The following is a 16,318-nucleotide window of genomic DNA, read 5'->3' on the forward strand; positions in this document are numbered from 1 at the left end:
CACCCCCGCTGGTCAAGACTTGATGTGAATGATTTTTACATTAATCTGTTTTATGTAGTAAAATCATGTTGTTGCGCGGCGCTTATGCGCCGAAGATCGGCCGGAGAGACGGGGAAGATATGGCGCGGCGTGCCCGCTGCGGCCCAGATGACGTCGAATTCCGTCAGGCGCGGGTCCAGAAAGGCGCGGATCGGATTGAGGTGCCCCACGGGCGCGACGCCGCCGATGGCAAAGCCCGTCTGCGCCCGGATCAGCGCGGCATCGGCCTTGCCCAGCGGCTCACCCGCCAGCGCGGTGGCCTTGTCGGCGCAGACGGTATTGCCGCCCGCCGTCAGAAACAGGATCGCGCTGCCGCTCTGCACGCCGCGAAAGATGATGGATTTGGCGATCTGGTCGATGTGGCACCCGGCCGCTGCCGCCGCTTCGGCGGCGGTGCGGGCCTGACCGACCTCCAGCACCTTGGCGTCGATTCCCGCGGCCTCCAGCGCGGCCGTCACCCGTTTCAGGCTCTTGCTCATCGTCGCCTCCATCGTCCGGCCCGAGTATCGGCATGGTGCCCAGGGCCCGCAACCCCCGTTGACCTGCCCGGCGCGGCGCGGCATCAGTTGGTGATGAGTTTCGCGCGCCGTATCACCCGTCAGCCCATCGCCTTCGACCCCGATCGCGGCGCCGAGGTGCTTGGCCGTTTCGCCGGCCAGCCCCCCGAGATTCGCGCGCTTCTGGCGGGCACGGCCGGCTGCAGCCCCTATCTGAAAGGCCTGATGGAGTGCGAGGCCGACTGGCTCGAGTCCGCGCTTGCCGGTGCGCCGGAAGTGGCCATCGACGGCCTCCTTTCGGATGTGCGGGCGCTGGCGCTGGCCGATCTGAAACCGGGGATGCGGGTGGCCAAGCGCCGCGCCGCGCTGCTGATCGCGCTGGCCGATCTGGGGGGCGTCTGGCCGCTGGAAAGCGTCACCGGGCGGCTGACGGACCTTGCCGATATCTGCGTCGATACCGCGCTCAACCGGCTTGTGGGCGCAGAGATCGCCCGCGGCAAATTGCCCGGTGCTACAGAGGCGGATGTGGAAACCGCGGGCGGCATGGTCGCGCTGGCCATGGGCAAACAGGGCGCGCATGAGCTGAATTATTCATCGGACATCGACCTGATCTGCCTGTTCGATCAGGACCGATTCGCGCCGGATGATTATCACGACGCCCGTGCCTGTTTCATCCGCGTCACGCGGCGGCTGACGGGCCTTCTGTCGGACCAGACCGGCGATGGCTATGTGTTCCGCACGGATCTGCGGCTGCGCCCGGATGCCAGCGTCACGCCGGTCTGCCTGGCGATGGAGGCGGCGGAACGGTACTACGAAAGCCTCGGCCGCACGTGGGAGCGGGCGGCGCATATCAAGGCGCGGCCCTGCGCCGGTGATCTTCGCGCGGGCTGGGCCTATCTGGAACGGCTGCGGCCCTTTGTCTGGCGTCGGCATCTGGATTTCGCCGCCATACAGGATGCGCATGACATGCGCCTGCGCATCCGCGCGCACAAGGGGCTGCACGGGGGGCCGGATGGCGCGATCTGCCTGGAAGGCCACGACATGAAGCTGGGGCAGGGCGGCATCCGCGAGATCGAATTCTTCACCCAGACCCGCCAGATCATCGCCGGCGGGCGCGATCCCGATCTGCGTGTACGCGGCACGGTCGAAGGGCTGGCGCGGCTGACCGCGAAGGGCTGGGTGCCCGAGGATGTGGCCGGGGTGCTGACCGACAATTACCGCCATCACCGCGAGGTCGAGCATCGCTTGCAGATGGTCGGCGACGCGCAGACCCACGCGCTGCCCAACAACCCCGAGGGCTTCGACCGTATCGCGCGCTTCATGGGGCAGGGCGATACCGCCGCCTTTCGCGCCGGGCTGACCGCAAGGCTGACCCGCGTGGCCGAACTGACGGAGGGGTTCTTTGCCCCGGCCCCGGCCGAAGAGGCGCCCGTTGCGCTGAGCGACAAGTCCGCCGCGATCATGGAACGCTGGCCGACCTATCCCGCGCTGCGATCGCAGCGCGCGGTCGAGATTTTCGCGCGGCTGAAGCCCGATATCCTGAAGCGGCTGCAAAAGGCCGGCCGCCCGGACGAGGCATTGGCCGCCTTCGACGGGTTCCTGTCGGGCCTGCCTGCCGGGGTGCAGCTTTTCTCGCTGTTCAAGTCGAACCCGCAACTGATCGACCTGATCGTCGATATCGCCGCCACCGCGCCGGAACTGGCCCGCTACCTGTCGCATAATGCCGATGTGCTGGATGCGGTGATCGGCGGTGATTTCTTCGCCGACTGGCCGGGCAGGGCGGCGCTGCAGGCCCAGCTGGGCGCGCGTCTGGCGGAGGCCGATGATTATGAAACCCAGCTCGACGCCGCCCGCCGCTGGGCGCGCGAATGGCATTTCCGCATCGGCGTGCATCTGCTGCGCGGGCTGACCGAGCCCGACGAGGCCAGCGCCCAATATGCCGATCTGGGCGGGGCGGTCGTGGCCGCGCTCTGGGCGCCCGTGGTGGCCGCGTTTTCGCAAAAGCATGGCGCACCGCCGGGCAAGGGCGCGGCGGTGCTGGGCATGGGCTCGCTGGGGGCCGAGCGGCTCAACGCGCGCTCGGATCTGGATCTGATCGTGATCTATGACGCGGACGGGGTGGAAACGTCCGACGGGCGCAGGCCGCTGGCGGCGCGGGCCTATTACGCCCGGCTGACCCAGGCGCTGGTCACCGCGCTGAGCGCGCCGATGGCGGGCGGCAAGCTTTATGATGTCGATATGCGGCTGCGCCCGTCGGGGCGGCAGGGGCCGGTGGCGACCTCGTTTCAGGCCTTTTGCGACTATCAGCGCAACGAGGCCTGGACATGGGAGCATCTGGCCCTGACCCGCGCCCGGCCGGTGGCCGGCGCCCCCGCGCTCGGCGAGCGGGTCGAGGTGTTCCGGCGCGCCTTGCTGAAGGAAAAGGCCGACCCCGCGAAGATCGCCAAAGCGGTGCAGGACATGCGCGCCCGTCTGGCCGATGCCAAGCCCGCCAAGGGGATCTGGGATGGCCGTCTGGGGCCGGGGCGCGGGCAGGACATAGAAATGCTGGCCTCGGCCGCGGCGCTTGTCGCCGGCAGCCCCGAAACCCAGGTGCCGCTGCAGATGCGGGCGGGGGTCGAGGCCGGCTGGCTGCGCGAGGCCGAGGCCGGCGCGCTGATCGCGGCCTACGACCTCTTTCGCCGGGTTCAGGTCGCCGCGAAGCTGTTGAGCGACAGGCCGGTGGTGCCCGAAGACCTGGGCGCGGGGGGCTGTGATTTCTTCCTTCGCGCGACCGGGGCCGACAGCGCCGGGGCGCTGGCGCTGCGGCTGGAACAGGTGCAAGCCGAGACAGAGAAAACCATCGAAGCGGTGCTGAGCCGCGGAAAGGCGGGAACATGACCGGGGATGAGGCGGACCCGACGGGGCTGATCCGCGAAGCCTATCGGATCGAGGGGATCACACCGGCCGATTGCCGGACGATCTTTCTGGACTGGGCGCTCGGCGCGCCGGCGGACATGCGCGCGCCGCTCGAGACATTGTTGATGCTTTACGGGGCCGACGCGCCCGAGCATCCGATGACAGACGTGCTGCGCGCCGCGCTGGCCAGCCCGCCGGCGCCGCGGCGCCGGGGCGGCTATGCGGGGCGACGCAAGGCGTGATCTCAGGCGGTGACGAGTGCCGCCGCCTGCGCCGCCAGCGCGGTGATCGCATCCCAGTCGCCACGCTCCATCAGCTCTTTCGGCGCGACCCAGGAACCGCCGACGCAGACCGTGTTGGGCAGTGACAGATAGCTCGGCGCATTGGCGAGGCTGATCCCGCCGGTGGGGCAGAACCGCACCTGCGGCAGCGGCGCGGCCAGCGCCCTGAGCAATTTCGCCCCGCCTGCGGCCTCGGCCGGAAAGAATTTCTGCACCCTGTAGCCGCGTTCGAGCAGCCGCATCGCCTCTGTCGCGGTGGCGGCGCCGGGCAGTATCGGCAGCGCCGCTGCTTCGCAGGCGCCGAGCAACCGGTCGGTGGCGCCCGGCGACACGCCGAACAGCGCCCCGGCCGCGACGGCCGCGTCGACATCGGCCGGGGTCAGCAGCGTTCCGGCGCCGACGATGCCGCCCGGCACCTGCGCCATCTCGCGGATCGCATCCAGCGCGGCGGGGGTGCGCAGCGTGACCTCGAGCACCGGCAGGCCGCCGGCCACCAGCGCCTCGGCCAGCGGGCGGGCGTGGGCGGCGTTCTCGATCACCAGCACCGGGATGACCGGTGCGAGCTGGCAGAGTTCCATCGTCTTTTCACTGGCCGCGGCGGGGGTCATGGGGCTGTCCTCGGGTTGGGGTACTGAGGCTATAGGTAGCCTGCCGTCGCGCCTGTCGGAAGGGGGTCTGGATTTTATGCCTCCGGCGGGGATATTTTCGGAAAGATGAAGGGGATCAGCGGCGACACCAGGTGAGTGCGCCGGCCGCGAGGGCGCAGGCCCCGGCCAGCAGGGCCACCGGGGTGTTCTGCCCGGCATTGGCCACCGCCACGCCGACCAGCGCCCAGAGCAGCGCCAGACCGTATTCCGGGGCGCGGGTGCGCATCAGCGCGCCGGTGCCCGACGCGCCCAGCAGTGCGATGACGGCCCAGCCGGTTTCTCCCGGCCCGATGCCGTATCCCGCCCCGACCAGGGCCACCGATACCCAGGTGGCCGCCGTCAGCCAACCCGCGTAGAGCGCCACCGGCGCCTGCAGCAGCCAGCGGTCACGCTGAGGGGTACGGCTGAGCGCCACCAGCGCGGTGACCAGCATCCAGATGATCAGGGCGGTGGCCCAGACCGGGCTGAGCTTTGCCACTCCGATCCATGCCGCGCCGGGTGCGAGCGACAGGATCAGCGGCAGGCGGGTTTCCTCCCACGCCGCGTCCTTGGCGCGCAGAAAGAGGCCGGCGCCGGCCGAGACGAGCAGCCACAGGTAGATCACCCCCCAGATCGCGAAGGCGTATCCGGCGGGCTGGGCCGGCGGGCCATCCTGCGGCACCGGGAACTGCGCCGGATCGAACCCGCCGAACCCGCCCTGCAGCAATGGCGAGAGCACGAAGAACAGCGTTGCGCAGAAGGTGAGGACGGCCTTGATCGGATCCATCAGGCCAGCTCTCCCTGCGGGGTGATGCGCGTCTTGCCCCGCAGCCAGGGGTGCAGCGCGTCGGGCAGGGTGACCGAGCCGTCTTCCTGCTGCCCGTTCTCGAGCACCGCGATCAGGCAGCGCCCGACCGCAAGGCCCGAGCCGTTGAGCGTGTGCAGGAATTCCGGCTTGCCGCCGCCCGCGGGTTTGAACCGCGCGTTCATCCGGCGGGCCTGAAAATCGCCGCAGGTGGAAACCGAGCTGATCTCGCGGTAGCAGTTCTGGCCCGGCAGCCAGACCTCGATGTCATGGGTGCGGCGCGCGCCGAAGCCGATGTCGCCGGTGCACAGCACCACGGTGCGGTAGGGAAGGTTCAGTTTTTCAAGGATCATTTCGGCGCAGCGCGTCATCCGGGCGTGCTCGGCATCACTCTCGCCGGGTTTTGTCACGCTGACCATCTCGACCTTTTCGAACTGGTGCTGGCGCAGCATCCCGGCGGTATCGCGGCCGGCGCTGCCAGCTTCGGAGCGGAAGCACTGGGTGTGGGCCACGTAGCGGCGCGGCAGGTAGCTTTCCTCGATCGTCATGCCGTTGACGATGTTGGTCAGCGTCACCTCGGCGGTGGGGATCAGCCACCAGCCGTTCGTTGTCTGATAACTGTCTTCGCCGAATTTCGGCAGTTGCCCGGTGCCATACATCATCTCTTCGCGCACCAGCACCGGGGTGATGGTTTCGGTCAGGGCGTTTTCCTCGGTATGAGTGTCCAGCATGAACTGCGCCAGCGCGCGGTGCACCCGCGCCACCGCGCCCGACAGCAGCACGAAACGCGCGCCCGAAAGCTTGGCGGCGGTTTCGAAATCCATGCCGTCCTGCACGGCGGGCAGGTCGTAATGCTCTTTCGGGGTGAAGGCGAAGTTGCGCGGGTTGCCCCAGCGGCGGATCTCGACATTGCCGCTTTCGTCGGCGCCGTCGGGGATATCGTCGGCGGGCAGGTTGGGGATGGTCATCAGCAGATCGGTGAGGGCGGCGTCATCCAGGCTTGCGGCCTGTTTCAGCTCTGCGATCTCGGCCTTCTTGCTGGCCACCAGCGCGCGCAGCCGTTCAAACCCGGCCTCGTCGCCGCTGGCCTTGGCCTTGCCGACCTCCTTGGAGGCCTTGTTCTGTTCGGCCTGCGCGGTTTCGGCGGCCAGGATCTTGGCCCGGCGGGCTTCGTCGAGCGCCAGGATTGCCGAAGACACCGGTGCGGCCCCGCGGCGGGAGAGGGCCGCGTCGAAGGCGGCGGGGTTCTCGCGGATGGTTTTGATGTCGTGCATTTCGGTGTCCTCGGTTGGCGCGGTCCTGGCGCCTCATATGCCCGATGACCAGAGCGTTTTAAACCATGAAATCGCCGCACCTATCCGCCGCGCCTGATGCGTGCCGCGATCGCCCCGGCCGGCAGCACCGCGACCGCGCGCAGCATCGGGTGGCTGCCCGCGCTGGCCGAGACCACCGCGACCACGTACCAGCCGTCGGGCAGCCGGGTCAGCACCGGCGCGCCGGAATTGCCGGTGACCACCGCGCAGCTCAGCCCGATGACATCGGGGCGCCGCGCGGTCAGGGTGCAATCGTCATGGCCCGACAGCAGGCCGGGGGTATCGCCGCGATAGCCGACGATGGCGAAAGGAGGCGCGGCGAAGGCCAGCGGCACCAGCGGCAGGGGCGTGGCGATCTCTGGCGGGAAGGGGGCGGCGAGGCGCAGCAGCGCGATGTCGTCGGGGGCGCCGGCGCGGGCCGGGCCGGAAAAGCCTTCGGGCAGGATCACCTCGGCGCCGATGCGGTGGGGCAGATAGCGCTCGGCATGGCCGCTGGCGATGAAGTGCAGCCGGTAGGCCGGGACCGGCGCGCCGCTGCCGGGCGCGGTCACGCAATGGGCCGCCGTCAGCACCAGGTCGGGCGCGACCAGCGTGGCGGTGCAGGTGTTGGGGTTGTCGGGGCTGTAGCGGGTCAGCCGGCCGATGGCGTGCCAGGCGGTCTGCTCGGCCTCGGGCAGCGGCGCGGGCGGCAGCGCGGGATCGGCCAGCGCCGAACCGGCCAGCGACAGGCAGAACGCCGTGGCAAGGCGCCGCGCGCGTGGTTTCGGCACTTGTGGCATTTCGGCGATCCCCCGAATTGACGGGCCGGGCGTAGCTTCCCATATGCCTCAGGCGGGGGCCGGTTTGAACCGTGAAAACGACGCGTCCGCATCGCCTTGCCAAGCCACCGGGGCACGGCTAGGGTGCGCGCCATTCCGACAGGGCGGGAAACCGCCGCACATCACACGGGGACATACACATGTTTGCAACGCCTGCTTTCGCTCAGGCCGCCGGGGGCGCCGGGAGCGCGTTCACCAGCTTCGTTCCGCTTATCCTGATCTTCGCGATCATGTATTTCCTGTTGATCCGTCCGCAGCAGAAGAAGGTCAAAGAGCATCGCGCCATGGTCGAGGGCCTGCGCCGGGGCGACCAGATCGTCACCCAGGGCGGGCTGATCGGCAAGGTTCTGAAGGTCAAGGAAAATGACGAGGTCGAGGTTGAACTGGGCGAAGGCGTGAAGGTGCGTGTCGTGCGGTCGACCATCGCCACCGTACTGTCCAAGACCGAACCCGCAGAAAAAGCCTGAGTTGACGCTCCATGCTGAACATCCCTCTCTGGAAACGGATCGTTATCGCAACGGTCTGTGCGCTGGGTCTGCTCTATGCCATGCCCAACCTGTTTTATGAGCGCGTCGAGGGCCATAACGACGCGGTGAAGGCCATCGAGGCCGCCGGCGCCACGCCGGAGAGGGAGGCCGCCGCCGGGGCGTGGCCGGGCTGGCTGCCTTCGGGGCTTGTCAACCTCGGCCTTGATCTGCGCGGCGGCGCGCATCTGCTGGCAGAGGTGAAGGTGGCCGATGTCTATGCCACCCGGCTGGATGGTATGTGGCCCGAGGTGCGCGACGCGCTGCGCGATGAACGCGCGACGGTGGGCACGATCCGCCGGCAGCCCTCGCCGCCCGATCAGCTGCGGGTGCGGATTTCCCAGCCCGAGGGGATGCAGGCCGCGCTGTCGGCCGTGCGCGCACTGGCCCGGCCCATCGTCTCTCTGACGGGGGTGGGCTCGAACGATATCGAGGTGCAGGGCGAGGGCGACGTGATCGTCGTGACCCTGTCGGAGGCCGAAAAGCAGGCCACCGACGATCGCACCATCCAGCAAACCCTGGAAATCATACGCCGCCGCGTGGATGAGGTCGGCACCCGAGAGCCGACGATTCAGCGCCAGGGCGATGACCGTGTGCTGATCCAGGTGCCCGGCATCGGATCGGCCGATGAGCTGAAGGCGCTGATCGGCACCACCGCGCGCCTGACCTTTCACCCGGTGGTGGGGCGCACCGCCAACCCCGATCAGCCCGCCGGGGCGCGCAACCTGATCCTGCCCTCGCTTGACGATCCGGCCACCTATTACATCATCGAACAGACCCCCGTCGTCAGCGGCGAGGATCTGACCGACGCGCAGCCCGCTTTTGACCAGAACGGCCTGCCGGTGGTCACCTTCCGCTTCAACCCCGCCGGGGCGCGCAAGTTCGGCGACTACACGGTAGAGAATGTAGGCTCGCCCTTCGCCATCGTGCTCGATAACGAGGTGGTCTCGGCCCCGGTGATCCGCGAGGCGATCCGCAGCGGCTCGGGCCAGATCTCGGGCAATTTCACGGTCGAGGAAAGCACCCAGCTTGCCGTTCTGCTGCGCGCCGGCGCCCTGCCGGCAGAGCTGACCTTTCTGGAAGAGCGCACCATCGGCCCCGAACTGGGCGCCGACAGCATCGAGGCGGGCAAGGTGGCCTGCCTTGTGGCCTTTGCCGCCGTGCTGATCTTCATGGCGTTCAGCTATGGCTGGTTCGGGATCATCGCCAATATCGCGCTGCTGATCAACGTGGGCATGGTGTTTGGCCTGCTGTCGGCCATTGGCGCCACGCTGACCCTGCCGGGCATCGCCGGCATCGTGCTGACCATCGGCATGGCGGTGGACGCCAATGTGCTGGTGTTCGAACGGATCCGCGAAGAGCTGAAGGGTGCCAAGGGCCCGGCCCGGGCCATTGATCTGGGCTATGAAAAGGCGCTGTCGGCGATCGTGGACGCCAATATCACGACGCTGATCACCGCGGTCATCCTGTTCATGCTGGGCTCGGGTCCGGTGCGCGGCTTCGCGGTGACGCTGGGCGCGGGGATCCTGACCTCCGTCTTCACCGCGATCTTCGTCACACGGCTGATCATCGTGATCTGGATGGAACGCCGCCGTCCCAAGACCATCACGGTGTAGGAAAGATATGATGCGCCTGAAACTCGTTTCCTCCGAGACCAACTGGGATTTCTTCCGCCACGCGCGCCTGACCTTCGGCGCGTCGGTGGTTGCGGTGATCCTTTCGATCCTGGCCTTTCTGGTGCTGGGCCTGAACTTCGGCATCGACTTTCGCGGCGGCACGACCATCCGCACCGAAAGCACGCAATCGGTGGATGTGGCCACCTATCGCGCGGCCCTGGCGCCGCTGAACCTGGGTGACGTGTCCATCACCCAGGTGTTCGATCCGGGCTTCGGCGCGGAGCGGAACGTGGCGCAGATCCGCATTCAGGCGCAAGGCGATCAGGAGGCGATCACGCCGGGCACCATCCAGGCGGTCGAGGCCGCGCTGAAAGCGGTGGACGGCGCCATCACCTTCGCCTCGGTCGAGAGCGTCGGGCCCAAGGTTTCGGGCGAGTTGGTGCAGACCGCGCTGCTGGCCGTGGGCCTGGCGATGGGCGCGGTGATGATTTACATCTGGCTGCGCTTCGAATGGCAGTTCGCCGTGGGGGCGGTGGCCGCGCTGATCCATGACGTGATCGTCACCATCGGCATTTTCGCGGCGTTCCAGATCAGGTTCGATCTGGCGATCATCGCGGCGCTGCTGACGATCGTGGGCTATTCGATCAACGATACCGTGGTGGTGTTCGACCGGCTGCGCGAAAACCTGGTCAAATACAAGAAGATGGAGTTGCGCGAGGTGATGAACCTTGCGGTCAACGAGACCCTTTCGCGCACCGTGATGACATCGGGCACCACGCTGATCGCGCTGATCGCGCTTCTGGTGCTGGGCGGCGACGTGATCCGCGGCTTCGTCTTCGCGATGACGTGGGGCGTGATCGTCGGCACCTATTCCTCGGTTTTCGTGGCCAAGAACATCGTGCTGTTCCTGGGCGTCAAGCGCGACTGGTCGAAGACCGACAAGGCCGCCGGCACCCAGTTCGGCAACACCGATGCCTGAGGGGCTGGCCCTCGCGCTTCAGACCGAGGGCCTGGTGCTGCTGCTTCTGGTGCTTTTGCTGGCCGGGTTGGTCTATGGCTTTGCCGGCTTCGGCGCGGCGCTGATCTTCATCCCGCTGGCCAGCATCTTCGTTCCGCCGCAGCTTGCGGTGGGGATCATGGCGGTTTCGGCGCTCGGCTCGACGGTGACGGTGCTGCCCCGCGCCTGGCGGCAGGCGGACCGGGCGCGGGTGCTGTGGATGCTGGTGCCCGCCTTTCTGACGCTGGTACCGGGCATCTGGCTGTTGCGCAGCATGGAGGTGCTGCCGCTGCGCTGGCTGATCTCGGGGCTGATCCTGCTGAGCCTTGCGGCGATGACGCTGGGCTGGCGCCGGTCGATGGCGCCGAACCGGGCCGCGCTGGCGGCGGTGGGCGGCGCCGCGGGTTTCATCGGCGGGCTGACCGGGCTGACCGGGCCGGTGGTGATTCTGTTCAACCTGTCGGGCGACGAGCCGGTGGTGATCACGCGGGCCAACACGCTGTGTTTCCTGACCCTGCTGGGGGTGCTGATGATCCCGCAACTGGCGGCGCAGGGGGTGATCACCGGGCCGGTTCTGTGGCAGGGCCTGCTGGCGACGCCGGTTTACATGGTGGGAACGGCGATCGGCCAGGCGGTGTTCAACCCGGCCTATCAGTCGGTGTACCGCCTGCTTGGCTATGGCGTCATCGCCGGGGCGGTGCTTGTCGGCCTGCCGCTTTGGGATTAACATCACCTCATGCGGCTCAACGAGATCACCTATTCCAACGCCCGGCCCATTCAGGGCTATGGCCCCGGTTTCTTTCGCGTCGGCGGCGTGGTGCATTCGGGGGCGGTGCTGGTGTCGGACGCGGGTGTGGCGCTGTGGGGCGGGCTGGAGGATGCCGGCCCGTTGCTGGCGCTTGCGGGGTCGGTCGATGTGCTGTTCATCGGCACCGGGGGCGAGATCGCCCATATTCCCGCCGCGCTGCGCGATGTGCTGGAGGAGGCCGGGCTGGGGGTGGAGATCATGGCCAGCCCCGCCGCCGCGCGCACCTATAACGTGCTTCTGAGCGAGGGGCGGCGCATCGCCGCGGCATTGCTGCCCGTGGCGGCGTGAGGGCCGGCCGCTGCGCGGCGGTTTCATGCCTCCGGCGGGGATATTTCGGGAAAGATGAAGAAGGGCCGCGGCGCATCGCGCCTGCGGGCAGTTCGCGCTTTGCCCGGGCTTTCCAATCGGATAAGCCGTGAGCCCATGGATATGACCGTGACAGATCTGGCCTGTGCGCGCGGCGGGATGCCGGTGCTGGAAGGGGTGTGCTTTGCGGTGCGCCCCGGTACGGCGCTGTTGTTGCGCGGTCCCAACGGGATTGGCAAGACGACCCTGCTGCGGACGCTGGCCGGGTTGCAGCCGGCGCTGGCCGGGGCGGTTTCGGCGCCGCCCGAGAGCATCGCCTATGCCGCCCATGCGGACGGGCTGAAGGCAGTGTTGAGCGTGGCCGAGAACCTGCGGTTCTGGGCGCGGATCTTTGGCACGTCGGGGATCGAGGGCGCGCTGGCGGCGTTCGATCTGGGCGACCTGGCGGACCGGCAGGCGCAGAACCTTTCGGCCGGGCAGAAGCGGCGGCTGGGGCTGGCGCGGCTGCTGGTGACCGGGCGCCCCATCTGGGTGCTGGATGAGCCGACCGTATCGCTGGATGCGGCATCGGTGGCGTTGTTCGGGGCGGCGGTGCGGGCGCATCTGGCGGCGGGGGGCATGGCGCTGATCGCCACCCATATCGATCTGGGCTTTACGGCGGAGGTGCTGGATGTCAGCCGCTTCCGGGCGGCGCCGCAGCGGCTGGACGATTTCGACGAGGCCTTCGCATGATCGCGCTTTTTGCCCGTGACATGGTGCTTGCGATGCGGGCCGGGGGCGGGTTCGGCCTAGGGCTGGCGTTTTTCCTGATCGTGACGGTTCTGGTGCCCTTCGGGGTCGGGCCGGAGAGCGGCGTGCTTTCGGTGATCGCGCCGGGCATCCTGTGGGTCGGGGCGCTGCTGTCGTGCCTGCTGTCGCTGGACCGGATCTTTGCGCTGGATTTCGAGGATGGATCGCTGGATCTGCTGGCGACGGCGCCGATCCCGCTGGAAGGGGTCGTGGCGATGAAGGCGGCGGCGCATTGGGTGACCACCGGCCTGCCGCTGGTGCTGGCCGCGCCGGTGCTGGGCTTGTTGCTGAACCTTCAGGGGGCGGGCTATGGCTGGCTGGTGCTGAGTCTCGCGCTCGGCACGCCGGCGCTTTCGGTGATCGGCAGTTTCGGGGCGGCGCTGACCGTGGGGCTGAAGCGTGGCGGGCTGCTGCTTTCGCTGCTGGTGCTGCCGCTTTACGTGCCGACGCTGATCTTTGGCGCCGAAACGGTGAAGCGCGGGGCGGCCGGGCTGGCGGCGGGCACGCCGGCGCTGATGCTGGCGGGGATCACGCTTGCCTCGGTCGCGTTGCTGCCTTTTGCCGCCGCTGCGGCGATCCGCGTCAACCTGCGCTAGGGGGATCACGCGCTATTCAGTTGAGAACCCCGCAACAAGGACCTAAGAAAACGCCCATGGCATCGCTCTGGCAATATGCAAACCCGAAGAAATTCATGCAGACCACATCGGTTCTGCTGCCCGTTGTCGCGGTGCTGGCGGCGCTGACGCTGGGCACTGGGCTGATCTGGGGGTTCTTCTTCACCCCCGACGATTACAAGCAGGGCGCGACCGTCAAGATCATCTATATCCATGTGCCCGCGGCGCTGATGGCGATCAATGCCTGGCTTATGATGCTGGTCACCTCGCTGGTCTGGTTCGTGCGGCGGCACCACGTTTCGGCGCTGGCGGCCAGGGCGGCGGCGCCGATCGGCATGGTGATGACGCTGATCGCGCTGTTCACCGGCGCGCTGTGGGGGCAACCGATGTGGGGGACCTACTGGGCCTGGGATCCGCGGCTGACCTCTTTCCTGATCCTGTTGCTGTTCTACCTTGGCTACATCGCCCTGTGGGAGGCGATCGAGAGCCCCGATACGGCGGCCGATCTGACATCGGTTCTGTGCATGGTCGGCTCAGTCTTCGCGCTGCTCAGCCGCTATGCGGTGAACTTCTGGAACCAGGGCCTGCATCAGGGCGCCTCGCTGTCGATGGATGCCGAGGAGAACGTGGCCGATGTGTTCTACATCCCGCTGCTGATCTGTATCGCGGGGTTCGGGCTGCTGTTCGTGGCGCTGGTTCTGGCCCGCACCCGGACCGAGATTCGCGCCCGGCGGTTGCAGGCGCTGATCGCGCGGGAGCGGATGGCATGATGCCCGATCTGGGGAAATACGCGGTTGCGGTGCTTTCCTCCTACGGTGTCACGCTGGCGCTTCTGGCGGGGCTTGTGGGGCTGACCTTGTGGCGCGGCGCGCGGGTGCGGCGGCAGCTTGATGCGGTTGAACAGCGGCGGGGCGAAAAACAACGGGGTGACAATGGCCAAACCTAGGATTTCCATACTGATGATCCTGCCGCCGCTGATCTTCGCGGCGCTGGCGGGGCTGTTCCTGTACGGCATGGTGCGTGAAGATCCCGATGCGCTGCCATCGACCCGCATCGGCCAGCAGGCTCCGGCGATGACGGTCACGCCCCTGGGAGACAGCGCGCCCTTTACCGATGCGGATCTGCAGGCGCCCGGCGTCAAGCTGGTGAATTTCTGGGCCAGCTGGTGCGGGCCTTGCCGGGCCGAACATCCGATCCTCGAGAGGCTGTCGGACGAGGGCGTGACGATCTACGGCATCAATTACAAGGACGAACCGGAAAAGGCGCTGCGGTTTCTGGAGGAGCTGGGCGATCCCTATGCCGCCATCGTTGCCGACGGCACCGGGCGCACGGCGCTGGAATGGGGGGTTTACGGGGTGCCGGAGACCTTTGTCATCGATGGCAGCGGCAAGGTCATATTGCGCTTCGCCGGGCCGATGACCACGCAGGTTCTGGAAAAGACGATCCGGCCGGCGATGGTGGCCGCGCGCTAGCTCTTTGGTCCCGGCAAGTGGTGGTCCATTGATCTGAGATCATCAGAAGGATGCGCTATGAGAAACCCGCCGAAGCCCTTGCCAAACCGGTGCCGGGGCTTGATCCCGTCGCTGCTGGCCGGATAGCTGCCGGTATCGAAGGCTGGCAAAGCGCTCTGCGGGCGGTCATATCACCTGGCCTGCTTTGTGGCGCGCGGGCCTGACCAGCCACGGCTCATACCGATCACGCCGGCCCTGAATGGGGTGTGTGCGACGCGCAGCCACGCTTCATGCGCTGTGCGCAGGTCACGCCAGCAACGCGAATGCTCCGCGACCGGGGCGGGACTTGGGTTTCGTCTGCGACGGCCCTCTGGTAAGAGGACGGCGGAGGTGACCCAATGTGCGGATTTGTTTGTCTTTGGCGTGTCGGTGATGAAGACCTTGCGGAGCGTATGATCCGCCAGATTGCCCACCGGGGGCCCGATGCGCTCGCGGTTGCGCGTCTGCCGAACGCGCCGGTGGTCATGGCACATTGCCGGCTTTCGATCATCGGGACCGAAGATGGCGCGCAGCCTATCCACCAGACGGACGATATTCTTGTGGTCAATGGCGAGATCTATAACCACGAAGACCTGCGGGCGATCCTCGGCGACAGCGCTTTTGAGACCGCAAGCGACAGCGAGACGATCCTGCACCTGTTCCGGTCCGGCGCCAGCCGCTGGATCAGCAAGCTTGATGGCATGTTCGCCTTCGTCCTTGCCACGCGCGACCGGATCATCGCCGCCCGCGATCCGCTCGGGATAAAGCCGCTTTACATGGCCCGGCTGGGCGAGGGCGTGGCCTTTGCCTCGGAACTCAAGGCCTTCGATGGTGTTCCGGTCACATCCGTCGAATTCATCCCGCCGGGCGGTCTGTACGACACGCGTGACGGGTGGCGTCAGTGGTATCGCACCCCGCACGGCGCGGCCGAGGCGGAAGAGGGTCTGGATGTCGAGCATACGGCGAAAGAACTTCGGCTGGTGCTGGAGGAGGCCGTCGCGAAATGGATGGTCGCCGATGTCGAGGTGGGGTCTTTCCTGTCGGGCGGTCTCGACAGTTCGATCATCGCCGCAATCGCGCAGAAGGTGCGGCAAGAGACGGGGCGGGGCCCCTTGCGTACCTTCGCCGTCGGGCTCGAAGGCGCGCCGGATCTCGCGGCCGCCCGGGCCGTGGCCGAGCATATCGGCTCGAACCACCGGGAATGGGTCTTTACCGCCGATGACCTCGCGGAGGCGCTGCCGCATGTCATCTACCATCTGGAATCGGCTGACGTCGATCTGGTGCGCAGCGCCATCCCGACGCTTTTCGCCGCCCGGCTTGCCCGCGAAGACGTCAAGGCCGTGCTGACCGGGGAAGGCGCGGACGAGCTCTTTGCCGGGTACACCTATCACCACGGCTATGTCGACGACCCCCGCGCCCTGGCTGACGAGCTTACCCGCTCGCTCGGGACGATGCACAACATCAACCTCCAGCGCGTCGACCGGATCACGATGTCCGAGAGCCTTGAAGCCCGGACGCCTTTTCTCGACCGCGAACTGATCGACTTCGCGCAGTCTATCCCGGCGGAGTTGAAGCTTCGAAAGACCGATCCCGCGACTGTCGAGTCGACCGGCCCGACAACCGAAAAATGGATCCTGCGCAAGGCCTGTGCCGACCTGCTGCCCACCGATCTCGTCTGGCGCAAGAAGGCGCAGTTCGACGAGGGTTCGGGCACGGTGGAGGCGCTGCAGGTCGCGCTGCGGAAACTGCTGGGAACGGACAGGCCCGTGGACCGGGAACAGGAGGCGGCGCTCTACGAGCGTATCCTGCGCGAGCAGTTCATCGATGCCGACCGGATTCTCGAGAACGCAGGCAGTTGGACCGACGAGCGCGTCGCCGTCTGAGCGCACGCGGGAGA

General features: G+C 67.6%; 18 protein-coding genes. 13 read left to right on the top strand and 5 right to left on the bottom strand.

Translation table 11 applies throughout. From position 1 onward, the window contains the following. Positions 1 to 50: 50 nt before the first annotated feature. Positions 51 to 518, bottom strand: coding sequence for a YbaK/EbsC family protein (locus tag GGR17_RS16840; RefSeq protein ID WP_054540401.1), 468 nt, complete (start codon positions 516 to 518; stop codon positions 51 to 53). A gap of 93 nt (positions 519 to 611) precedes the next feature. Between GGR17_RS16840 and GGR17_RS16845 the strand changes: the two genes are divergently transcribed. Together GGR17_RS16845 and GGR17_RS16850 are read left to right on the top strand one after the other, a co-directional pair. Then, on the top strand, positions 612 to 3,416 hold the full coding sequence (locus tag GGR17_RS16845; protein ID WP_054539108.1) for a [protein-PII] uridylyltransferase family protein: 2,805 nt from the start codon (positions 612 to 614) through the stop codon (positions 3,414 to 3,416). After that, complete coding sequence (locus tag GGR17_RS16850) at positions 3,413 to 3,676, top strand: hypothetical protein (RefSeq protein ID WP_054539107.1); 264 nt, start codon at positions 3,413 to 3,415, stop codon at positions 3,674 to 3,676. Before GGR17_RS16845 ends, GGR17_RS16850 begins: the two co-directional genes overlap by 4 nt. A 2-nt stretch (positions 3,677 to 3,678) precedes the next feature. Here the strand turns inward: GGR17_RS16850 and eda are convergent, their stop codons facing one another. From eda to GGR17_RS16870, 4 genes are all read right to left on the bottom strand, one after another. Continuing rightward, positions 3,679 to 4,323, bottom strand: a complete 645-nt coding sequence (gene eda / locus GGR17_RS16855) for a bifunctional 4-hydroxy-2-oxoglutarate aldolase/2-dehydro-3-deoxy-phosphogluconate aldolase (protein WP_054539106.1) — start codon at positions 4,321 to 4,323, stop codon at positions 3,679 to 3,681. A 115-nt stretch (positions 4,324 to 4,438) separates the two neighbouring features. Continuing rightward, positions 4,439 to 5,128 carry a hypothetical protein gene (locus GGR17_RS16860; RefSeq protein ID WP_054539105.1) on the bottom strand — a complete coding sequence of 230 codons (690 nt, stop codon included), beginning with the start codon at positions 5,126 to 5,128 and terminating at the stop codon, positions 4,439 to 4,441. Then, positions 5,128 to 6,420 carry a serine--tRNA ligase gene (serS, locus tag GGR17_RS16865; RefSeq protein WP_054539104.1) on the bottom strand — a complete coding sequence of 431 codons (1,293 nt, stop codon included), beginning with the start codon at positions 6,418 to 6,420 and terminating at the stop codon, positions 5,128 to 5,130. The genes GGR17_RS16860 and serS overlap by 1 nt, the downstream gene beginning before the upstream one ends. A gap of 80 nt (positions 6,421 to 6,500) precedes the next feature. Next, the gene (locus GGR17_RS16870) at positions 6,501 to 7,238 is read right to left on the bottom strand and encodes a trypsin-like serine peptidase (protein ID WP_082386600.1); all 738 of its coding nucleotides are present in this window, start codon (positions 7,236 to 7,238) and stop codon (positions 6,501 to 6,503) included. Positions 7,239 to 7,417: 179 nt separating this feature from the next. Here GGR17_RS16870 and yajC point away from each other — a divergent pair, with 179 nt between their 5' ends. From yajC to asnB, 11 genes are all read left to right on the top strand, one after another. Further along, positions 7,418 to 7,744, top strand: coding sequence for a preprotein translocase subunit YajC (gene yajC, locus GGR17_RS16875; protein ID WP_052071468.1), 327 nt, complete (start codon positions 7,418 to 7,420; stop codon positions 7,742 to 7,744). Between the two features lie 11 nt (positions 7,745 to 7,755). Beyond that, a complete protein-coding gene (gene secD, locus GGR17_RS16880; RefSeq protein WP_054539102.1) occupies positions 7,756 to 9,417 on the top strand; it encodes a protein translocase subunit SecD in 1,662 nt (553 codons plus the stop codon). Between the two features lie 10 nt (positions 9,418 to 9,427). Beyond that, complete coding sequence (gene secF, locus GGR17_RS16885; protein ID WP_054540400.1) at positions 9,428 to 10,396, top strand: protein translocase subunit SecF; 969 nt, start codon at positions 9,428 to 9,430, stop codon at positions 10,394 to 10,396. Next, entirely contained in the window at positions 10,389 to 11,141 is a 753-nt protein-coding gene (locus GGR17_RS16890; RefSeq protein WP_054539101.1) for a sulfite exporter TauE/SafE family protein, read from the top strand. Before secF ends, GGR17_RS16890 begins: the two co-directional genes overlap by 8 nt. A 9-nt stretch (positions 11,142 to 11,150) precedes the next feature. Next, positions 11,151 to 11,510 (top strand): Mth938-like domain-containing protein, encoded by a 360-nt coding sequence (locus tag GGR17_RS16895; RefSeq protein WP_054539100.1) that lies wholly within the window; start codon positions 11,151 to 11,153, stop codon positions 11,508 to 11,510. Between the two features lie 135 nt (positions 11,511 to 11,645). Then, positions 11,646 to 12,260 (top strand): heme ABC exporter ATP-binding protein CcmA, encoded by a 615-nt coding sequence (ccmA, locus tag GGR17_RS16900; protein WP_037209212.1) that lies wholly within the window; start codon positions 11,646 to 11,648, stop codon positions 12,258 to 12,260. After that, positions 12,257 to 12,913, top strand: a complete 657-nt coding sequence (gene ccmB, locus GGR17_RS16905) for a heme exporter protein CcmB (protein WP_037209199.1) — start codon at positions 12,257 to 12,259, stop codon at positions 12,911 to 12,913. The genes ccmA and ccmB overlap by 4 nt, the downstream gene beginning before the upstream one ends. Positions 12,914 to 12,969: 56 nt before the next feature. Beyond that, positions 12,970 to 13,701 (top strand): heme ABC transporter permease, encoded by a 732-nt coding sequence (locus GGR17_RS16910; protein ID WP_054539099.1) that lies wholly within the window; start codon positions 12,970 to 12,972, stop codon positions 13,699 to 13,701. Next, entirely contained in the window at positions 13,698 to 13,877 is a 180-nt protein-coding gene (gene ccmD / locus GGR17_RS16915; RefSeq protein ID WP_037209196.1) for a heme exporter protein CcmD, read from the top strand. The genes GGR17_RS16910 and ccmD overlap by 4 nt, the downstream gene beginning before the upstream one ends. Before the next feature lie 13 nt (positions 13,878 to 13,890). Further along, entirely contained in the window at positions 13,891 to 14,403 is a 513-nt protein-coding gene (locus GGR17_RS16920) for a DsbE family thiol:disulfide interchange protein (RefSeq protein WP_054539098.1), read from the top strand. A gap of 377 nt (positions 14,404 to 14,780) precedes the next feature. Next, complete coding sequence (gene asnB, locus GGR17_RS16925) at positions 14,781 to 16,304, top strand: asparagine synthase (glutamine-hydrolyzing) (RefSeq protein ID WP_082386599.1); 1,524 nt, start codon at positions 14,781 to 14,783, stop codon at positions 16,302 to 16,304. Positions 16,305 to 16,318: the final 14 nt, after the last annotated feature.

This window comes from Actibacterium naphthalenivorans (assembly GCF_014196965.1).
GTDB classification, from domain to species: domain Bacteria; phylum Pseudomonadota; class Alphaproteobacteria; order Rhodobacterales; family Rhodobacteraceae; genus Actibacterium_A; species Actibacterium_A naphthalenivorans.

Bases quoted from the DNA above. Each gene is read 5' to 3' on its own strand.
- GGR17_RS16840 (WP_054540401.1), bottom strand. From the start codon at position 518: ATGAGCAAGAGCCTGAAACGGGTGACGGCCGCGCTGGAGGCCGCGGGA.
- GGR17_RS16845 (WP_054539108.1), top strand. From the start codon at position 612: ATGAGTTTCGCGCGCCGTATCACCCGTCAGCCCATCGCCTTCGACCCC.
- GGR17_RS16850 (WP_054539107.1), top strand. From the start codon at position 3,413: ATGACCGGGGATGAGGCGGACCCGACGGGGCTGATCCGCGAAGCCTAT.
- eda (WP_054539106.1), bottom strand. From the start codon at position 4,323: ATGACCCCCGCCGCGGCCAGTGAAAAGACGATGGAACTCTGCCAGCTC.
- GGR17_RS16860 (WP_054539105.1), bottom strand. From the start codon at position 5,128: ATGGATCCGATCAAGGCCGTCCTCACCTTCTGCGCAACGCTGTTCTTC.
- serS (WP_054539104.1), bottom strand. From the start codon at position 6,420: ATGCACGACATCAAAACCATCCGCGAGAACCCCGCCGCCTTCGACGCG.
- GGR17_RS16870 (WP_082386600.1), bottom strand. From the start codon at position 7,238: ATGCCACAAGTGCCGAAACCACGCGCGCGGCGCCTTGCCACGGCGTTC.
- yajC (WP_052071468.1), top strand. From the start codon at position 7,418: ATGTTTGCAACGCCTGCTTTCGCTCAGGCCGCCGGGGGCGCCGGGAGC.
- secD (WP_054539102.1), top strand. From the start codon at position 7,756: ATGCTGAACATCCCTCTCTGGAAACGGATCGTTATCGCAACGGTCTGT.
- secF (WP_054540400.1), top strand. From the start codon at position 9,428: ATGCGCCTGAAACTCGTTTCCTCCGAGACCAACTGGGATTTCTTCCGC.
- GGR17_RS16890 (WP_054539101.1), top strand. From the start codon at position 10,389: ATGCCTGAGGGGCTGGCCCTCGCGCTTCAGACCGAGGGCCTGGTGCTG.
- GGR17_RS16895 (WP_054539100.1), top strand. From the start codon at position 11,151: ATGCGGCTCAACGAGATCACCTATTCCAACGCCCGGCCCATTCAGGGC.
- ccmA (WP_037209212.1), top strand. From the start codon at position 11,646: ATGGATATGACCGTGACAGATCTGGCCTGTGCGCGCGGCGGGATGCCG.
- ccmB (WP_037209199.1), top strand. From the start codon at position 12,257: ATGATCGCGCTTTTTGCCCGTGACATGGTGCTTGCGATGCGGGCCGGG.
- GGR17_RS16910 (WP_054539099.1), top strand. From the start codon at position 12,970: ATGGCATCGCTCTGGCAATATGCAAACCCGAAGAAATTCATGCAGACC.
- ccmD (WP_037209196.1), top strand. From the start codon at position 13,698: ATGATGCCCGATCTGGGGAAATACGCGGTTGCGGTGCTTTCCTCCTAC.
- GGR17_RS16920 (WP_054539098.1), top strand. From the start codon at position 13,891: ATGATCCTGCCGCCGCTGATCTTCGCGGCGCTGGCGGGGCTGTTCCTG.
- asnB (WP_082386599.1), top strand. From the start codon at position 14,781: ATGTGCGGATTTGTTTGTCTTTGGCGTGTCGGTGATGAAGACCTTGCG.